The organism is Cribrihabitans neustonicus (assembly GCF_048820895.1).
Classification (GTDB): domain Bacteria; phylum Pseudomonadota; class Alphaproteobacteria; order Rhodobacterales; family Rhodobacteraceae; genus Cribrihabitans_A; species Cribrihabitans_A neustonicus.
The window spans coordinates 24,234-41,424 of sequence record NZ_JBMERQ010000013.1 but is presented as its reverse complement, the minus strand read 5'-3'; the positions used below and the strand labels follow the sequence as shown (position 1 = coordinate 41,424).

The following is a 17,191-nucleotide window of genomic DNA, read 5'->3' as shown; positions in this document are numbered from 1 at the left end:
CTGGGGGAGGGGCGGTCATGGCGCTTCGGAAAGCGATTGGCATTGTGGTTTTTGCGGCGCAGTCCGTGGTCGCTGCCGACTACTTCATCCAGACCCGGGACGCCGGGCTTGTCTGGGGCGAATTGAGTAGCGCGGACTATGCCGCGATCGTGCGGGCTCGCTTTGCGGGCGGGGCCGCTGGATCGCATTCTCTTGCCGAGCTTGCTTCCGGCGTGGGGAGAGAAGAGCCGATTTCCGCTGCGGACCCTGGAGGTAATTCCAAAGGCGAAGCCCCCGGCATCTGCATCCGGCGCGGCACCGCGCTGCAGTGCAACTAGGCGGCCGCGGCGCGGCCGAAGCGGCGGAAAACAAGGGCGCTCCGGCCCGCCAACAGCAAGAATTCCGCATCCCAAGCGGGCGCAGGTCGGTTTTGTCGGTTTTTCGGTCGGATGGATTTCGCGCAATTTCCCGCGCTTGGGCATAAACCGTCCTCAAGAATCCCATAACTCCGGAGAGCGGGCGAATGAAAACCCAAGTCAAAGCACTGGTTGTCGGCGGCGGTGCCGTTGGCACCTCGATTGCCTATCACCTGGCCAAAGCCGGCTGGGACGACGTCATGCTGATCGAGCGTGACGAGCTGACCTCCGGCTCGACCTGGCACGCAGCCGGCCTCCTGCCGCTGTTCAACATGTCCTATGCGACCACCCACATCCACAAGTACTCGGTCGATTTTTACAAGACCCTGGAAGAGGAAACCGGCTTGAACGCAGGTTTCGCCGTGGTGGGCAACCTGCGCATGGCGCAGACCCAGGAGCGCATGGACGAATACATGCTCTATGCCTCCACCGCCGAAACCTGCGACGTCAAATACGAGTGGCTGACCCCGGAGCAGATCAAGGAACGCTGGCCGCTGATCGAGACCTCCGATCTGAAGGGCGCGATCTACCACACCGAGGACGGCTATATTAACCCCGCCGACGTGACCCAGGCGATGGCCAAGGGGGCCCGCCAGCGCGGTGTCGAGATCGTCCGGAAGATGCAGGCCGATGCCTTCCACTGGACGGGCACCCATTGGGAAGTCACCTGTACCAAGATGGTCGAGAAGGGCGGCAACCTGGTCGAGTCCGACGAGAAGGTGGTAATCACCGCCGAGCACGTCGTAACCGCATCCGGCAACCACGCGCAGCGCACCGCAAAGATGCTGGGCATCAAGATGCCGGCGATCCCGGTCGAGCACACCTTCATCGTCATGGATCAGGACCCCGAGCTGGTCAAATGGCGCGCAGCCGGCAATCCGGAGCACCCGGTCGTGCGCGACGCCGACAACGAATCCTATGCCCGCGAGGAGCGCGGCGGCTGGATCCTCGGCATCTACGAGCGCGGCGCGCCCGCGCGCTTCGAGCATGGCGTGCCGGACAGCTTCCGCGCCGACCTGTTCCCGCTGGATCTGGACCGGATCGCCGACCAGTACATGGCGATGGCCGAGCGCGTTCCCTCCTGCGCCGAGAGCGGTCTCAAGGACGACTTTAACGGCCCGATCTGCTATACCCCCGACGGCAACCCGCTGGTCGGCCCGGCTCCGGGCCTGCGCAACATGTGGCTGGCAGAAGGCTTCTCCTTCGGCATCACCGCTGCCGGCGGCACCGGCTACTATCTGGCGCAGATGATGGTGGACGGCGAGGCCGAGATCGACATGGCGTCGCTCGACCCCAAGCGCTACTCGCAGAACTGGATGACCACCGAGTTCGCGGCCCGCAAGAACGAAGAGTGCTACGAGCACGTCTATATCCTGCACCACCCGGATGAGGAGCGCGAGGCCTGCCGTCCGCTGCGCACCGCTCCCGCCTATGATCGCCAGAAGGCGCGTGGCGCTCAGTTCGGCTTCGTGAACGGCTGGGAACGCCCGAACTACTACGGCCCGCTGGACGCACCAGAAAACTTCGACCACGACTCCCGCTCCTTCCGCCGCGGCAAGTGGTGGCAGTATGCCGTGGAAGAAGCCAAGGCGATCCGTGAGGGCGTCGGCCTGATCGACGCAACCGCCTTTACCAAACATGTCGTCAAAGGCCCCGGTGCCACCCGGTTCCTGGATTGGTTCACCTGCAACAAGCTGCCCAAAATCGGCCGTATCAACCTCACCTACGCGCTGACCTCGGCGGGCACCACCCGCACCGAATACACCATCGTGCGCAACGGTGAGAACAACTACTACCTGGTCTCCGCCGGTGCCTGGACCGAGTATGACGCGGACTTCCTGAGGAAGGCCGCCGAGGACAAGATGGAGGAGTTCGGCTACATCGAGATCCAGGATGTGACCACCCAGTGGGGCGTCTTTGCCATCGCAGGGCCGAAGTCGCGCGACGTTCTGAAAGAAGTGATCAACGACGCAGATCCGGAAACCGCGCTGTCGAACAAGCGCTTCCCGTGGCTTTCGGCCAAGCAGATCGAACTGGGCATGTGCCCGGTCAATGCGATCCGCGTTGCCTACACAGGCGAGCTGGGCTGGGAGCTGCATCACCCCATCGAGATGCAGAACTACCTGTTCGACCTGCTCGAAAAGGCCGGTGAAAAGCACGGCATGAAGCTGGTCGGCGCGCGCGCCCAGAACTGGCTGCGCCAGGAGAAATCCTACCGTGCCTTCGGCAACGAGCTGGGCCGCGATGCAACCCCGCTGGAAGCCGACCTGCCGCGCTTTGTCGAGCTGGAGAAGGACTTCCACGGCAAGGACAAGCTGATCGAGACCGGCGTGCGCGTCAAATGCTGCACCCTGCTGATCGACGGCCCCTCGGACGCCGACCCCTGGGGCCGCGAGGCGCTCTATACCGAAGAGGGCACCCGCGTCGGGCGTCTGACTTCTGGCGGCTACTCGGTGGCCTTCGGCAAGTCCATCGGCATGGGCTACGTGAAGCCGGAGCTCGCTGTGGAAGGCACCAGGCTGAAGGTCAAGATGCAGGACAAGCTGTGGAATGCGGTAGTCACCTGCGACAGCCCCTATGACCCGAAGAACGAGACCATCCGCCAGAACGGGTGAGGTCTCGTGCGAGAACTTACGAAGCCCCGGTCTTTGGCCGGGGCTTTTTCGTTGGGGGACTGCGGTCGGCCGGACGGCGCACAAGGGCGGTTTCGAGCCCATTCGACCGGTTTCCCGCAGTGCAGCGTATGGTTCCGGCGGCTTGTGGAACAGGCCTTATCCGTCCCGCCCCGGTTCGTTCGGATCACTTGAAAACAGGGCGATCTTGTTGCCCTGGGGATCGCGAAGGTAACCAACATAGAACTGCGGTCCATAAGCGGCACGAAACCCCGGCTCCCCTTCGCTGGAACCGCCCGCGAGCAGCGCGGCGGTGTAGAGGTCACGCACCTGCTTCTGATTTCGGGCCGCGAATGCGACCATGAACCCGTTTCCGGCCGAGGCAGGACCTCCGTCGAAGGGAGGCTTGACGTAGAAGTCAGGCAGAACGGGAGACTGCCCCGGTTCTGCAGGCAGCGCATAACTCAGTCCCGCTGGGCCTTCTTTCAGCTCGTAGCCAAGGGCCGGAAGGAACGCGGAATAAAACCGCTTTGCGCGCGCGATATCGTCCGCTCCAATTGTGACGTAGGCAATCATACTTCGTGTTTCTTTCCGAATGCCTGGTTACTCAGGCGAGATCACTGGGGTTTTGTCAGCTTACAGATAACCCGGCCCATTGTGCGATCCCTGTCGTTCCCCGAAGCCGGCAACGGTGCAACTGCAGTGCAAGCTCACCTGGCCCCGCGCGCGGCAATGCCGCCCAACCCTGCAGGCGTCTCTCCAGGAGGCTTTACCTTGCACCCGTGCGTATGGAGCGCAGGGCCGGGTGCTTCGCCGAAAACCGGAATTCAGGCAGCCCCCGCGGCGGCGCGCGGCGCAGCGGCTCTCTGCCCCCGGCTCTCCGCGCCAGCTGCAACCGGCGTGGCAGCGGCCAAGGGGCTGGATATTTCTTGCATTTTCCAGGAACCTTCGCGCCCGGCACTCGTTACCCTGATGAAGCAACTGGGAAAGGAGAAGTCACATGAAACGTCTCGCAACCATCGCCCTCGCCGCAGGTATGGCAGCTGCGCCGGCACTGGCCGAAACGCACATGGACACCGCCAACCTGATCCGCACCCGCGACATCACCGGCGGCGACATTTACACTCTGAACGGCCCGATGGATGAGGACACCTGGGGCAATTGGGAAGCTGATGGTGTCGGACCTGACTGGAACGACATCGGTGAGATCGAAGACATCATTCTGGACCGCAACGGCCAGGTGAAAGGCGTGGTAGCAGAGATCGGCGGCTTCCTGGACGTGGGCGACAAACACGTGATGATCCCGGTCGAGGACATGCGTCTGGCACCGGTTGACGACAAGAAATACGTGATCGTCACCCGCTTCACCGAAGAGCAGCTGGAAGAGATGCCTTCGGTCGACGAAGGCTGGTGGGATTAATCTTTCCTAACCCAAATGAGGGGCCGCAAGGCCCCTCTTTCCTTTTGCGGGGTGCGGTGATTGCGGAATTGGAGAGTGTAAATTTCCAGCCCGGTTACTGCGCCGGAATCCGGTTCCCCGTCGCGGCCGTCCGGCCTCAGCCCACCGGCTTCTCCGCAATGAACGCGAGGTTGTTGGCAGGCATCTCGGCCACCTCAACCACCTGCAGCCCGGCCGCTGCAAGCCAGGTTTCAACCGCCCGGTCGTCCTTGTAGCCTATCTTGGGGTCATGTGCGCTGAGGGTAGCATGGAAGGCGCGGTCTCCGGGGCTTGTCAGCTTTCCTGCGCGCAGGAAGGGGCCATAGAGTACGAAACGCCCGCCTGGCGCAAGTGCGGCGGCGGCTTCGCGAACCAGCACCTGCGCTTCGCTTCCACTGATCAGGTGCAGGAGATTGATGAGAACGATCAGGTTCTGGCCAGAATGCAACGCTGACCAGCCAGGTGCCGCCGCATCGACTTCGATAGGTGCCCTGAGATTATCGAGACCGGCCTCTGAGACATACGCCTGAATGCTGGCGAGCCGGGACGGGTCCAGTTCGCTCGGCTGCCAAATCAGGTTCGGCATGCAAGAAGCGCAGGCCACGGCGTGCTGGCCCGTGCCGCTGGCCAATTCCAGCGCGTGGCCGCGTTCCGGTGCAACACGCAGAAGCAAATCGCGGATTGCCGGCGTGTTGCGGGCCGCAGCCGGAGCTGTGAGCTTATCCGAGCCTGGCGCCGCCTCAGGCCGCGCTGCTGAGGCGGCGCCGGGCACCCCGCGCAGCGGCATCAGCGCAGCCGGTCCGGCCGCAGTGCCGCCACAGCCGCGGCATCGAGTTCGGGGTTGCGGCCCGCCACCAAATCGGCCAGGAGCTGCGAGGCGGCAGGCGCGGTCTGAAAGCCGTAGCCGCCCTGCGCCGCGCACCAGATGAACTCCGGACAGGCCGGGTCCGGTCCCAGCACCAGTGCCCCGTCCGCAACGAAACTGCGCAGCCCGGCCCAGTTGCTCTCCACCCTTGTGACCGGTTCGCTCACCATCGCCTCGTAACGGGCAAGCCCCTCGGCCAGCACCATGTCGTCGGCAAAGGCGTCATGCGGCTCCACCGGGTCAGCATCAGCGGGGGAGACCAGCAGCTTGCCCGCATCCGGTTTGGCGTACCAGGTCTCGCCTGCGCCGAGCAGCATCGGCCAGCCGCGCACGTCGTGGCCGCCCGGCGAAGGCAGCCGCGCCATTGAGCGCCGCCGCGGCTGCAAGCCGACGGGCACGACGTTTGCCAGGGCCGCGATACGGTCAGCCCAGGCGCCCGCGGCGTTGACTAGCTGGCGGCCTTCATACGCCTCGCCGCCCGCCTGCAGCTGCCAGCCGCCAGCGATGCGGGTGATCGTGGTAACCGGCGCCTTGGTCACCACTCTGCCGCCGCCCGCGCGCACGGATCGCGCGAAATCCTGCAGCATCCGGTCTGTGTCGATATCCTCGGCTTCGCTGCTGAACGCGGTTTGGGCTACTGTATTCCGGTTCAAAACTGGCACCATTGCGCGGGCCTCATCGAGGTCCAGCGGCGCCATTCCCAGCGCATCGCAGTCGCGCGCAAAGAGGTCGGCTTCCTCCGTCCCCGCCACTAGCATCAGCCCGCGCGGTGTGAGATAACCGCCATTGGACTCGCGGTGGTAGGCGGCGCTCGCCCGGCTCAGCGCCACCACCGCGGAATTGCCGTAGTTTTGCTCGAACAGCGCAGCGGAGCGGCCCGAGGCGTGGTAGCCAAGCGCGTCCTCCATCTCCAGCACGGTCACCTGTCCTAGCGCCGAGAGCCGCGCCGCAGCGCTCAAGCCCGCGATGCCGCCGCCGATCACGAGGAAATCCTGCATTCGCCTAGGCCTCCTGTTCTTCGAGCCGGTCGGTGGCAGGTGCGGGCCGCGGGCTGAGGGCGGCGATGGCCTGGTAGAGTTCGCGGTCCATCCGCAGATCAAGTGCCGCCAGCGAGGGCTGGAGCTGTTCCGCGTTACGGGCCGAGATGATCGGCATCGGCCGCGCGGGATGTGCCGCCGCCCAGGCCACGGCAAGGGTGGCGGGATGAGTGCCGCGCTCCGCCGCGAGCGCCGCCAGCCGCTGCGCGGTCTCGCGCATGTGCGCCTCGCCATAACGGCGGTTATAGCGCGGATCCTCGTCCAGACGCCCACTGCCGCCCGCAGCGTATTTGCCGCTCAGCAACCCGCCACCGAGCGGCGAATAGGGCGCCACGGCGATGTCCTGGTCGGCGCACATCGGCAGGATCTCGACCTCGGCCTGGCGTTTCACCAGCGAATACATTGGCTGCACTATGTCGATGGCGAGTCCCGAGACGGCGCCCTCCATCTGTGCCTTCATTACCTGCCACGCGGCGAAGTTGGATAACCCCGCATAGCGGATCAGCCCGGCGTCCTGCAGCGTGGCAAGGCATTCCAGCGACTCATGCAGGTCCGTGTCCGGATCGAACCGGTGCAGATAAAGGATATCGATCATCTCCAGCCCCAAACGCCGGCGGCTGTCGTCGAACTGGCTGCGGATGTTCTCCGCACCCGCACCGCCGGTGTAGCCCGCCTTGGTGGCGATCAGCAGGCGGTCGCGTTCCTCGCGGACCAGCCGGCCCAGGATCCGCTCCGAGCTGCCATCGGTATAGACCCAGGCGGTGTCGAAATGATTGATACCCGCTGCCCGGCAGGCGGCATACATCGCGGCTGACTGCGCCTCATCGGCGCGGCCGCCGAACTGCATGGTGCCAAAGGCAAAACGGCTGGCTGGAGTGCCATCCTGTGTGGTCAGAATCCTGCTCATGCGCGGAGAGTGGCACAGGACCGGAGGATCCGGAAGCGCGATTTGGCGATGCCGCCCAAAGGCGGCGGGGCGAGGATTCCGGACGGATCCTGGGCGGGGAATTCCCGAATTTTCCGGGCCGCCGCGCGGCCGGGCGCAGCACGTCCTGGAGGGCAGCAAAAAGGCCCGCCTTGCGGCGGACCTTTCCGGTATCCAATAGGACCTCGGGCTTACTGCGGGATGTCGCCGTCGATACCCTCGACATAGAAGTTCATACCCGCGAGCGTGCCGTCATCGGCCACTTCGCCCTCGGCCAGCCACGGCGTGCCGTCCTGCTTGTTGAGCGGGCCGGTGAAGGGGTGGTGCTCACCGCTGGCGATGGCTTCCTTCAGGGCCAGCGCGGCCTCCTTGACCTCGGCCGGAACCGCGTCGGAAATCTCGCCGATTTCGACCATGCCTTCCTTGATGCCGTGCCAGGTGTCGACGCTTTCCCAGGTGCCGTCCATCACCGCCTTGGTGCGCTCGATGTAATAGGGCGCCCAGTTGTCGATGATCGAGGAGACCCGCGGCTTCGGAGCGTATTCGGACATGTCGGAGGCCTGGCCGAAGGTGATCACGTTGCCCGCCGCCTGAGCCGCTGCCTGCGGCGCGGTCGAGTCGGTGTGCTGCAGGATCACGTCGGCGCCCTGTTCGATCAGCACGCTGGCCGCGTCGGCCTCTTTGGCCGGATCGAACCAAGTGAAGGCCCAGACGATCTTGAACTGGACGTCGGGGTTTACCTTCTTGGCGTGGATATAGGCCGAGTTGATGCCGCGGATCACTTCCGGGATCGGGTAGGAGCCGATGTAGCCGATAATGTTGCTTTCGGTCATGTGGCCCGCGATGGTGCCCTGCACCGCCCGGCCCTCATAGAAGCGGGCGGAATAGGTCGAGACGTTATCGGCGCGTTTGTAGCCGGTGGCGTGCTCGAACTTCACATTGGGGAATTTCTTGGCGACGTTGATGGTCGGGTCCATGTAGCCAAATGAGGTGGTGAAGATCAGGTCGGCGCCCTCCAGCGCCATCTGGGTCATCACCCGCTCGGCGTCGGGGCCTTCTGCCACGTTCTCCACGTATACCGTTTCGACCTTGTCGCCGAACTCGGCTTCGACGGCCTTGCGGCCCTGGTCGTGCTCATAGGTCCAGCCGCCATCGCCCACCGGGCCGACGTAGACGAAGCCCACCTTGGTCTTGTCTTCGGCAGCCAGCGCGCCGCCGGCCAGGCCCAGGGCCATTGCGGCGCTGGTGAGAAGGGTTGTCAGTTTCATCAACGGGCTCTCCCAAGTTGGTTTTGTTTGGCCCCGAAGGCCCGGGGCGGGCATGAGCCTCCCGCGTTAGCGGGAGGCGTGGAAATTGCGGCCGAGCGACGCCGGGGCGCTGCTTTTGTCCGCAGAAAGGATAACAAGCACAAGGATCGTAATCAGATAGGGTGACATTGCCAGATACTCGACCGGGATGGCAACGCCCGCCGCCTGCAGATTGAGCTGGACCACGGTGACGCCGCCGAAAAGATAGGCACCCGCCAGCGCGCGCCACGGCTTCCAGCTGGCAAAGACCACCAGCGCCAGGGCAATCCAGCCGATGCCCGCGGTCATCCCCTCGGTCCATTGCGGCACCCGGATCAGGCTGATGTAGGCGCCGCCAAGCCCGGCGCAGGCGCCGCCGAACATGATCGCCATCAGGCGGATCTTCACCACCTTGTAGCCAAGCGCATGGGCGGCGTCGTGGCTCTCGCCCACCGCGCGCAGGACCAGCCCCATGCGCGAGTATTTCAGAATCCACCAGACGGCAGCGGTCAGCAGGATGCCGAAATAAAGCACGATGTCATGGCTGAACAGGATCGGCCCGATCACCGGCAGCTCGCTCAGAACCGGGATGTGGATATCGCCCATCCGCGGGGGTTTGACACCGACATACGACTGCCCCATCAGAGCGGAGAGGCCGAGCCCGAACAGGGTAAGCGCAAGTCCCGAGGCGACCTGGTTCGCCAGCGCGAATTGGGTCAAAATCGCGAACAGGATCGACAGTGCCGCCCCTGCAAAGGCCGCAGCGACAAAGCCCAGGGCAGGGGAGCCGGTTTCCACCGCGGTGGCGAAGCCTGCGATGGCACCGACGATCATCATGCCCTCGACGCCGAGGTTCAGGACACCGGATTTCTCCACTACGAGTTCGCCGATGGCGGCCAGCAGCAGCGGGGTCGCCGCCACCATCAGGGAGGCGATCAGCAGGACCGGGTTGATTGCAGAAAGATCCATCAGGCCACCTCCGGCTTGCCGATTGCGATGCGGAAATTGGTGAGCAGGTCGAAGGCCAGCAGGAAGAAGAGGAGCATGCCCTGGAAAACCTGAATGGCAGCGGCGGGCAGCTGCAAATTCGACTGGGCAATGTCGCCGCCAATATAGGTGAGCGCCAGCAACCCGCCCGCGAGCAGGATGCCCACCGGGTGCAGCCGGCCGAGGAAGGCGACGATAATGGCGGTGAATCCGTACCCCACGTTGAAGTCGATGGAGATCTGCCCCGACGGCCCGGAGACCTCGAACAGGCCAGCAAGCCCCGCCAGCGCGCCGGAGGTGCCAAGGCAGAACAGGATCAGCCGCGCCGGGTTGACGCCTGCGAAGCGCGCCGCGCGCGGTGCCTCGCCGGTCAGGCGGATGTGGTAGCCCAGCATGTGCCGGTTGAGGAGCACATAGGCAAAGATCACCGCGATCAGCGCCGCGACCACGCCCCAGTGCATGCCGGTGCCTGTGATCAGCTCGGCGTTATGGGCGCTGTCCCAAGCCTGCAGGTTGCGCGAGCCGGGAAAGCCGAAGCCCTCGGGGTTCTTCAACAGCCCCAGCGAGACCGAGGCCAGCATCTGCTCCGCCACATAGACGAGCATCAGGGAAACCAGGATCTCGTTGGTGCCGAAGCGCACTTTCAGAACCGCCGGGATCATCGCCCAGGCCCAGCCGCCAAGCGCGCCGGCGATCACCATGATCGGGAAGATGTACCAGGCCTCAAGCGGATAGAAGGCAAGGCCCGCGCCCGCGCCGCAGATGGCGCCCATAATATACTGGCCCTCGGCGCCGATGTTCCAGATACCAGCGCGGAAGCCCAGCGACAGGCCAATCGCGATCAGCACCAGCGGCGCGCCCTTTACCAATAGCTGTGGCCGGTAGTAGAAGGCGAACTCGCCGAACAGCGGGTCCCAGAAAATAATGCGGATCGCCTCGACGGGCGGTTTGCCAAGTGCGGCGAACAGCAGCCCGCCAAACACCATCGTGGCCAGCACCGCCACCAGCGGCGTGGCCATCGACCAGGCGCGCGACGGCTGCGGCCGTTTCTCAAGCCGGATCATTCAGACGGCTCCCTGTTTCATCTTTCCAAAAATACTCTCGCCGGAGGCGAATTCTGCGGGCCGCCTCAGACATGCGCCACTTCCATGCCATGCGCACCGCCCATCATCAGGCCGATCTCGTCCACAGTCAGGCCCATCGCCTCGCGCGGGGCGCTCAGGCGGCCTTCGTTGAGGGCGGCGAAACTGTCGGAGATCTCCATCAGTTCGTCCAGGTCCTGGCTGATGCAGATCACGGCCGTACCCTTTGCTGCGAGGTCCAGCAGCGACTGGCGGATGGCGGCGGCGGCGGCGGCATCGACGCCCCAGGTCGGCTGGTTCACCACCAGAACCTCGGGGTCCTGAAGCACCTCGCGGCCGATCACAAACTTCTGCAGGTTGCCGCCGGACAGCGAGCGTGCCGCGTTGCCGGGGCCGGGGGTGCGCACGTCAAAGGCCTTGATCACGCGCTCGGCAAACTCCTTGGAGGCGCCCCAGTTCAGAAACCCGTTCTTTTCCAGCTTCTCCCGCACCGAGGCGGTCAGCATGGCATTCTCGGTCAGGCTCATGTCCGGTGCCGCGGCGTGGCCGAGGCGCTCTTCCGGGGCGGCCAGCACACCGAGCCTGCGCCGCGCGGTGGGACCGAGGCGGCCAATCGGCTTCCCGTGCAGCTTCACTGCGTCCGGAGCGGTCAGCGTTTCACCGGACAAGACGCCAAGGAGCTCGTCCTGGCCGTTGCCGGCCACGCCGCCGATGCCCAGGATCTCGCCCTTGCGCACGGTCAGGTGCACGTTCTTCAGCGCGGTGCCGAAGGCCGAGGGCGCGGGCACCGAAAGGCCGGTGATGTCGAGCGCCACCTCTCCAAGCGCGCGCCCCGAACGTTCCGGGGTTTGCAGCGCGCTGCCCACCATCATCTCCGCCATGTCGCGGGCCGAGGTCTCCGAAGGCGTGCATTCGCCCACGTTCTTGCCCAGCCGCAGGATGGTGGCGTGGTCGCAAAGCGTGCGGATCTCTTCCAGCTTGTGGGAGATATAGAGGATCGAGGTGCCCTCGCCGCGCAGTTTCTGCAGGGTCTTGAACAGGATCTCCACCTCCTGCGGTGTCAGCACCGAGGTCGGCTCGTCCATGATAAGGAGCTTCGGGTCTTGCAGCAGGCAGCGGATGATCTCCACCCGCTGGCGCTCCCCGGCGGAGAGGTCCCCGACGGTGCGGAACGGGTCGAGCGGCAGGCCGTAGGTCTCCGACACCTCGCGGATGCGGGCGGCGAGGTCGCGCATCGGCGGCGGGTTCTCCATCCCCAGCGCGATGTTTTCCGCCACGTTCAGCGCGTCGAACAGCGAGAAATGCTGGAACACCATGGCGATGCCGTCGGCACGCGCCTGGCGCGGCTCGCCCGGTTCGAACGGCTGGCCGCGCAGCAGCATCTTACCGCTGTCGGGTTTCACCAGCCCGTAAATCATCTTTACCAAAGTCGATTTCCCGGCGCCGTTTTCGCCCAGGAGGGCATGCACCTCGCCTTCGCCGATGTCGAAGGAGACATTGTCGTTGGCCACAACTCCGGGGTAGGCCTTTGTCAGGCCTTGCAGGCTCAAGAGTGGAACGGTCACGCGCGGCGGTCCTCTTTCAATTCGTTTTTTGCACCGAGCCGCAGCAGCTGTGCCGCGACGCCGACCGCAATCATTTGCGGATGTTTGCCCAGTTGCGGATCGCCGATCGGGCAAGTGATCCTGGTGATCTGCTCCGGGCTATGGCCCAGGGCAGAAAGGCGCGCGCGGAACCGCGCCCATTTCGTGGCCGAGCCGATCAGCCCGGCAAAGGCGAAACCATGGCTCAGCAGGCCGTGGCATAGCGCCAGATCCAGTGCGTGGGAATAGGTTAGCACCAAATGTTGTGCATTCTCAGGTGCATGACGCAGCAGGAGCACAGGATCTGCCGCCACCAGTTGGGTGACCTGGGGCGGGATCTGATCCGGGAAGCGTTCGGGCGCGGTGTCGACCCAGGTGATCTCCAGCCCCGGCATCGGCGACAGCACATCGACAAGCGCGCGGCCGACATGGCCCGCGCCCCAGATCCACAGGGGCGTTTCCGGGCGGTGCACGGGTTCGATCATCCAGTCCCCGGCCAGCTGCGGCTCTGGCGCGCGTCCCTGGCTGCGGGCGGCGGCGAGGATGCGGCTTACCGCAAGCGGCATCTCTGCGGGCGCTGCGGCAGCTGCTGCCGGGCGGGCGATGACCTCCGCGTCCAGCCTGGCCACTTCGGCGGCGGTGTAGACCTCGCTCAGCAGCGTGACCGAGCCGCCGCAGCACTGGCCAAGCGCGGGCCCCAGCGCATGGGTGCTGAGCAGCGAAGGCTGGCGCTGCCTGCGCGCGGCCGCAGCGGCCTCGAACTCCAGCGAGCCGCCGCCGATGGTGCCGGACTGGCCATCCTCCCAGACCAGCATGGCCGCGCCCGGCTCGCGGGGGGAGGAGCCGCGCACGGCGGCGATCACCACGCGGACCACGCGGCCCTGCGCTTCCACCGCCTGCCGGAGCGCCTGGACATCAAACCCCATCGCGCAGCCTCCGCGTGGCGCGCCAGAGCTCCTCTGCCGTCGCAGGCGCATTCAGATGCGGGTAGCCGTCGCCGAAGGCCGCGGCCGCGTCGCTCAGCGCAAGCCAGGCGGAGATGCCCAGCATGAAGGGCGGCTCCCCCACTGCCTTGGAGCGGTAGATGGTGTTTTCACGGTTGGTGCAGTTGAACAGCTCAACGTTGAACACATCCGGCCGGTCCGAGCAGGCCGGGATCTTGTAGGTGGAGGGCGCATGGGTGCGCAGCCGTCCGGCGCCGTCCCAGACCAGCTCCTCGGTGGTGAGCCAGCCCGCCCCCTGCACATAGCCGCCCTCGACCTGGCCCTTGTCAATGGCCGGGTTCAGCGAGGCGCCGGCGTCATGCAGGATGTCGCAGCGCAGGATGCGGTTCTCGCCGGTGCGCCCGTCGAGCGCAACCTCGGTAATCGCGGCGCCATAGGCGAAGTAGTAGAACGGCCGCCCGCGGCCCTTGATGCGGTCCCATTCGATCTTCGGCGTCTTGTAGAAACCGGTAGCGCTGAGGCTCACGCGGTTCTCGTAGGCCAGCCTGGCGGCCTCGGTAAAGGTCAGCACCTCGCCGCCCACATGCACCTTGCCGCCGGCAAAGCGGATGTCGCGGGTCTGGTAGCGTTCGGCCAGCAGATCCTCGATCCGGGCGCGGATCTCGTCGCAGGCGGCCTTCACCGCCATGCCGTTGAGGTCCGACCCGGAAGAGGCCGCAGTGGCCGAGGTGTTGGGCACCTTGGCAGTGTCGGTGGCGGTGATCTTCACCATTTCCAGCCCGACGCCAAAGCGGCTGGCGGCGACCTGCGCCACTTTCTGGAACAGACCCTGGCCCATCTCGGTGCCGCCATGGTTCATGTGGATCGAGCCGTCCTGATAGACATGCACCAAAGCGCCCGCCTGGTTGAGGTGGGTGAGGGTGAAGGAGATGCCGAATTTAACGGGCGAAAAGGCAATGCCCTTCTTGATATGCGTGTTCTCCCGATTCCACTTGCGCACCGCGTCGCGCCGGGCGGCGTAGTCGGCGCTTTCGGCGAGCTGCTCGGTCATCTCGTGCAGAATGAAGTCTTCGACCGGCATGTGGTAGGGCGTGGTTTGCACTCCCGCTGGCGGCTCCGGCACCTCGGCGGGCTGCGGGGCGGCCCCGCGGGAGGCGAGATCGCCGCCGCCTTCCGGCAGCTTGCGCCGGTCGTGCGCCTCACCCGGGCTGGCATCGCCATCCTGCATAGGGGCGTAGTAGTTCAGCCGCCGCACCTCCAGCGGATCGCGGCTGAGGGTATGGGCGATGTGGTCCATCACCCGCTCGATCCCGACCATACCCTGCGGTCCGCCAAAGCCGCGGTAGGCGGTGGCGCTTTGCAGGTTGGTCTTGAGCCGGTGGCTCTCGATCCGGATCGCGGGGATCAGATAGGCGTTGTCTGCATGCAGCATTGCGCGGTCCGCGACCGGCAGCGACAGGTCCTGCGCCCAGCCGCAGTTCACCAGGTGCAGGAACTCGACGCCCAGCAGGCGCCCCTCCGCGTCAAAGCCCGCGCGGTAGGAGATCCGGAACGCGTGGCGCTTGCCGGTGATCACCATGTCGTCGTCGCGGTCATAGCGCATCTTGCAGGGCTTGCCGGTGAGGCGGGCTGCAACGGCACAGGCCACCGCCAGGGCGTTGCCCTGGCTTTCCTTGCCGCCAAAGCCGCCGCCCATGCGCCGGGTCTCCACACGAACCGAGTGCATCGGCAGCCCGATTGCTTCCGCCACCTTGTGCTGGATCTCGGTCGGGTGCTGGGTGGAGGAATGCACCAGCATGCCGCCATCTTCCTGCGGCAGCGCCATCGCCGCCTGGCCTTCGAGGTAGAAATGCTCCTGCCCGCCAATCTCGAAGGTATCCTCCACCACATGCGGGGCGGCGCCGATGGCCCGGGCAGCATCGCCTTTCTCGTAGATGCGCGGGCCTTCCTCGAAACGGCTGTCTGCGGCAAGCGCGGCATCGAGCGTCAGCAATGCCTCTTCCTCCGCGTACTCCACCCGGCCCTTGCGGGCGGCGACACGGGCATTGCGGTGGCTGTCGGCCACTACCAGGAACACTTGCTGTCCGATGTAATGCACTGTGCCGTCAGCCAGGAGCGGCTCGTCGTGCAGCGACGGAGAGACATCGTTGTCAAACGGCAGGTCGGCGGCGGTGAGCACTGCCACCACGCCGGGGCTCGCTTTCACCTCCGTAAGGTCCATCGCGGTGATCCGCCCCTTGGCGATGGGCGAGAGCCCAAACGCCAGATGCAGCGTGCCGCGCGGAGCGGGGATGTCGTCCACATAACGGGCGGCGCCGGTCACATGCAGGCGGGCGGCGTCATGCGGCAGGGGTTTGGTCACGCTCACGGCCGCACCTCCAGCACCGAAACAGGCGCGCCGGAGAGGTCGGAATAATAGCGGTCCAGCATGTTGCGCGCGGTTTCCAGCCGGTAATCGGCGGAGGCGCGCATGTCGGTCATCGGGGTGAAGTCCTGATCGAAGGCGGCCGAGGCCTGCTCAACGGTGGCCTCGCTCCAGGGTTGGCCGGTGAGGGCGGCCTCAACGTGCGCTGCGCGTTTCGGAATGCCCGCCATGCCGCCAAAGGCGATGCGGGCGGAAGTAACAGTGCCATCCTCCACCGTCACGTTGAAGGCGCCCAGCACGGCGGAGATATCCTGGTCAAAGCGTTTTGAAAGCTTGTAGACCCGCAAGGCATCCGGCTGGCGTGCGAAGCTGACGGCCTCGACGAATTCGCCTGGCTGGCGGTCCTGCTTGCCGTAGTCGAGGAAGAAGTCCTCCAGCGGTATTTCGCGCCGGGTACCGCCCTTGCGCAGGTGCAGTGTGGCCCCGAGCGCGATCAGCGCGGGCGGGTTGTCCCCGATCGGCGACCCATTGGCGATATTGCCGCCCACGGTCGCCGCAGCCCGTATCTGCTGGGAAGCAAAGCGGCGCGCCATTTCGGCGTAAGAAGGGTGCAAGTCCTGCATTGCCGCACGCAACCGGTTCATGTCCGCCATCGCGCCGATGCGTACGCTGTCTTCGGTGATGGTGATGTCCTTCAGATCGGGGCAGCCGTCGAGGAAGATCATCTGCGGCAGATCGCGCAGGCCCTTGGTGACCCAGAGGCCCACGTCGGTGGCGCCGGCCACGAGGGTGGCGCCGGGGTTCTCTTCATAGAGTTTGGCCAGTTCGTCCGCGGTGCGCGGCATCAAGGGCTGGGCGCCGGGCTCGCCGGCGTGGTCCTGCGCGATCCAGTCGGGCACCGGGTGTTTGGCGGCGGCCTCCGACGCGCGGATGATGGGGGCGTAGCCAGTGCAGCGGCACAGGTTGCCTGCGAGCTGGTCGTCGTAGTCTTTGGCGCCGTTGGCGTGCGCGGTGACCATCGCCATGATGAAGCCCGGGGTGCAGAAGCCGCACTGGCTGCCGTGGTGCTCCACCATCGCTTCCTGGACCGGATGCAGGCTGCCATCCGGGCCTGCGGCGCCTTCGACGGTGCGCACCGCCTTGCCGTTAAGCTGCGGCAAAAACAGGATGCAGGCGTTCAGGGGCTTGCTGCCGTACGCATCGGTGACCATCACCGTGCAGGCGCCGCAGTCGCCTTCGTTGCAGCCTTCCTTGGTTCCGGTGAGTCCGCGGTCCTCGCGCAGCCAGTCGAGCAGGGTTGCTGCCGGGTCGGGGTCCGGCAGGCTTACCTCCTCACCGTTGAGATGAAAGGTAACCGTCATAGCTGAAACCCGCCGCCTTACCCCGTGAACCCAAGATGCCCTCCTTCGATGCGGCGTAGAAAGAGCGGCGGGCCTTGCTTTTGCTTGCTGATCAATAGCCTAGGGAGCATTGCCGTGTTATGGCAAGAAAAACTGACACTGCGATGCAGCAAATAGAGGGACAGATTGTTTCTCAAGCACGGCCCCGCCGGTTATTATCTAATAATTATAGCGGGTTGTTGCGGGTCATCTGCTGCGTGCTATGGAAGGACTTTCAATTTTTTCCGAATGGTCCAGCGCCGCTTGCCTGGCGCTGTGCAGGCCTGCAGCGC

14 protein-coding genes are annotated in these 17,191 nt (G+C 65.4%); 3 read left to right on the top strand and 11 right to left on the bottom strand.

Translation table 11 applies throughout. The features are described from left to right. Window positions 1–17: 17 nt before the first annotated feature. Together ACOHWE_RS17860 and ACOHWE_RS17855 are read left to right on the top strand one after the other, a co-directional pair. Window positions 18–317 carry a hypothetical protein gene (locus ACOHWE_RS17860; RefSeq protein ID WP_420668089.1) on the top strand — a complete coding sequence of 100 codons (300 nt, stop codon included), beginning with the start codon at window positions 18–20 and terminating at the stop codon, window positions 315–317. 185 nt (window positions 318–502) lie between these two features. Further along, complete coding sequence (locus ACOHWE_RS17855; protein ID WP_420668088.1) at window positions 503–3,010, top strand: GcvT family protein; 2,508 nt, start codon at window positions 503–505, stop codon at window positions 3,008–3,010. Window positions 3,011–3,166: 156 nt separating this feature from the next. On the opposite strand, the gene ACOHWE_RS17850 is transcribed toward ACOHWE_RS17855, so the two are convergent. Then, window positions 3,167–3,583, bottom strand: coding sequence for a VOC family protein (locus ACOHWE_RS17850; RefSeq protein ID WP_420668087.1), 417 nt, complete (start codon window positions 3,581–3,583; stop codon window positions 3,167–3,169). A gap of 424 nt (window positions 3,584–4,007) precedes the next feature. Here ACOHWE_RS17850 and ACOHWE_RS17845 point away from each other — a divergent pair, with 424 nt between their 5' ends. Then, window positions 4,008–4,427, top strand: a complete 420-nt coding sequence (locus tag ACOHWE_RS17845) for a PRC-barrel domain-containing protein (protein ID WP_420668086.1) — start codon at window positions 4,008–4,010, stop codon at window positions 4,425–4,427. A gap of 136 nt (window positions 4,428–4,563) precedes the next feature. Here the strand turns inward: ACOHWE_RS17845 and ACOHWE_RS17840 are convergent, their stop codons facing one another. The 10 genes from ACOHWE_RS17840 to xdhA all read right to left on the bottom strand — a co-directional run bounded on the left by ACOHWE_RS17840 (window position 4,564) and on the right by xdhA (window position 16,880). Continuing rightward, a complete protein-coding gene (locus ACOHWE_RS17840; protein ID WP_420668085.1) occupies window positions 4,564–5,232 on the bottom strand; it encodes a DUF938 domain-containing protein in 669 nt (222 codons plus the stop codon). After that, window positions 5,232–6,308 carry an NAD(P)/FAD-dependent oxidoreductase gene (locus ACOHWE_RS17835; protein WP_420668084.1) on the bottom strand — a complete coding sequence of 359 codons (1,077 nt, stop codon included), beginning with the start codon at window positions 6,306–6,308 and terminating at the stop codon, window positions 5,232–5,234. Before ACOHWE_RS17835 ends, ACOHWE_RS17840 begins: the two co-directional genes overlap by 1 nt. A gap of 4 nt (window positions 6,309–6,312) precedes the next feature. Beyond that, window positions 6,313–7,254: an aldo/keto reductase gene (locus tag ACOHWE_RS17830; protein WP_420668083.1), complete on the bottom strand. Its 942-nt coding sequence runs from the start codon at window positions 7,252–7,254 to the stop codon at window positions 6,313–6,315. A 209-nt stretch (window positions 7,255–7,463) separates the two neighbouring features. After that, on the bottom strand, window positions 7,464–8,540 hold the full coding sequence (locus tag ACOHWE_RS17825; protein WP_420668082.1) for a BMP family ABC transporter substrate-binding protein: 1,077 nt from the start codon (window positions 8,538–8,540) through the stop codon (window positions 7,464–7,466). 66 nt (window positions 8,541–8,606) lie between these two features. Beyond that, window positions 8,607–9,527 carry an ABC transporter permease gene (locus ACOHWE_RS17820; RefSeq protein WP_420668081.1) on the bottom strand — a complete coding sequence of 307 codons (921 nt, stop codon included), beginning with the start codon at window positions 9,525–9,527 and terminating at the stop codon, window positions 8,607–8,609. Next, complete coding sequence (locus ACOHWE_RS17815) at window positions 9,527–10,609, bottom strand: ABC transporter permease (RefSeq protein ID WP_420668080.1); 1,083 nt, start codon at window positions 10,607–10,609, stop codon at window positions 9,527–9,529. The genes ACOHWE_RS17820 and ACOHWE_RS17815 overlap by 1 nt, the downstream gene beginning before the upstream one ends. 65 nt (window positions 10,610–10,674) lie before the next feature. Beyond that, window positions 10,675–12,192 carry an ABC transporter ATP-binding protein gene (locus ACOHWE_RS17810; RefSeq protein WP_420668079.1) on the bottom strand — a complete coding sequence of 506 codons (1,518 nt, stop codon included), beginning with the start codon at window positions 12,190–12,192 and terminating at the stop codon, window positions 10,675–10,677. Further along, entirely contained in the window at window positions 12,189–13,136 is a 948-nt protein-coding gene (gene xdhC / locus ACOHWE_RS17805; protein ID WP_420668078.1) for a xanthine dehydrogenase accessory protein XdhC, read from the bottom strand. Before xdhC ends, ACOHWE_RS17810 begins: the two co-directional genes overlap by 4 nt. After that, on the bottom strand, window positions 13,126–15,522 hold the full coding sequence (gene xdhB / locus ACOHWE_RS17800) for a xanthine dehydrogenase molybdopterin binding subunit (RefSeq protein ID WP_420668077.1): 2,397 nt from the start codon (window positions 15,520–15,522) through the stop codon (window positions 13,126–13,128). Before xdhB ends, xdhC begins: the two co-directional genes overlap by 11 nt. After that, the gene (xdhA, locus tag ACOHWE_RS17795) at window positions 15,519–16,880 is read right to left on the bottom strand and encodes a xanthine dehydrogenase small subunit (RefSeq protein ID WP_420668076.1); all 1,362 of its coding nucleotides are present in this window, start codon (window positions 16,878–16,880) and stop codon (window positions 15,519–15,521) included. Before xdhA ends, xdhB begins: the two co-directional genes overlap by 4 nt. Window positions 16,881–17,191 lie beyond the last annotated feature (311 nt).

Excerpts from the sequence above, each read along its gene's own strand:
- ACOHWE_RS17860 (WP_420668089.1), top strand. The coding sequence starts at position 18 with ATGGCGCTTCGGAAAGCGATTGGCATTGTGGTTTTTGCGGCGCAGTCC.
- ACOHWE_RS17855 (WP_420668088.1), top strand. The coding sequence starts at position 503 with ATGAAAACCCAAGTCAAAGCACTGGTTGTCGGCGGCGGTGCCGTTGGC.
- ACOHWE_RS17850 (WP_420668087.1), bottom strand. The coding sequence starts at position 3,583 with ATGATTGCCTACGTCACAATTGGAGCGGACGATATCGCGCGCGCAAAG.
- ACOHWE_RS17845 (WP_420668086.1), top strand. The coding sequence starts at position 4,008 with ATGAAACGTCTCGCAACCATCGCCCTCGCCGCAGGTATGGCAGCTGCG.
- ACOHWE_RS17840 (WP_420668085.1), bottom strand. The coding sequence starts at position 5,232 with ATGCCGCTGCGCGGGGTGCCCGGCGCCGCCTCAGCAGCGCGGCCTGAG.
- ACOHWE_RS17835 (WP_420668084.1), bottom strand. The coding sequence starts at position 6,308 with ATGCAGGATTTCCTCGTGATCGGCGGCGGCATCGCGGGCTTGAGCGCT.
- ACOHWE_RS17830 (WP_420668083.1), bottom strand. The coding sequence starts at position 7,254 with ATGAGCAGGATTCTGACCACACAGGATGGCACTCCAGCCAGCCGTTTT.
- ACOHWE_RS17825 (WP_420668082.1), bottom strand. The coding sequence starts at position 8,540 with ATGAAACTGACAACCCTTCTCACCAGCGCCGCAATGGCCCTGGGCCTG.
- ACOHWE_RS17820 (WP_420668081.1), bottom strand. The coding sequence starts at position 9,527 with ATGGATCTTTCTGCAATCAACCCGGTCCTGCTGATCGCCTCCCTGATG.
- ACOHWE_RS17815 (WP_420668080.1), bottom strand. The coding sequence starts at position 10,609 with ATGATCCGGCTTGAGAAACGGCCGCAGCCGTCGCGCGCCTGGTCGATG.
- xdhC (WP_420668078.1), bottom strand. The coding sequence starts at position 13,136 with ATGGGGTTTGATGTCCAGGCGCTCCGGCAGGCGGTGGAAGCGCAGGGC.
- xdhA (WP_420668076.1), bottom strand. The coding sequence starts at position 16,880 with ATGACGGTTACCTTTCATCTCAACGGTGAGGAGGTAAGCCTGCCGGAC.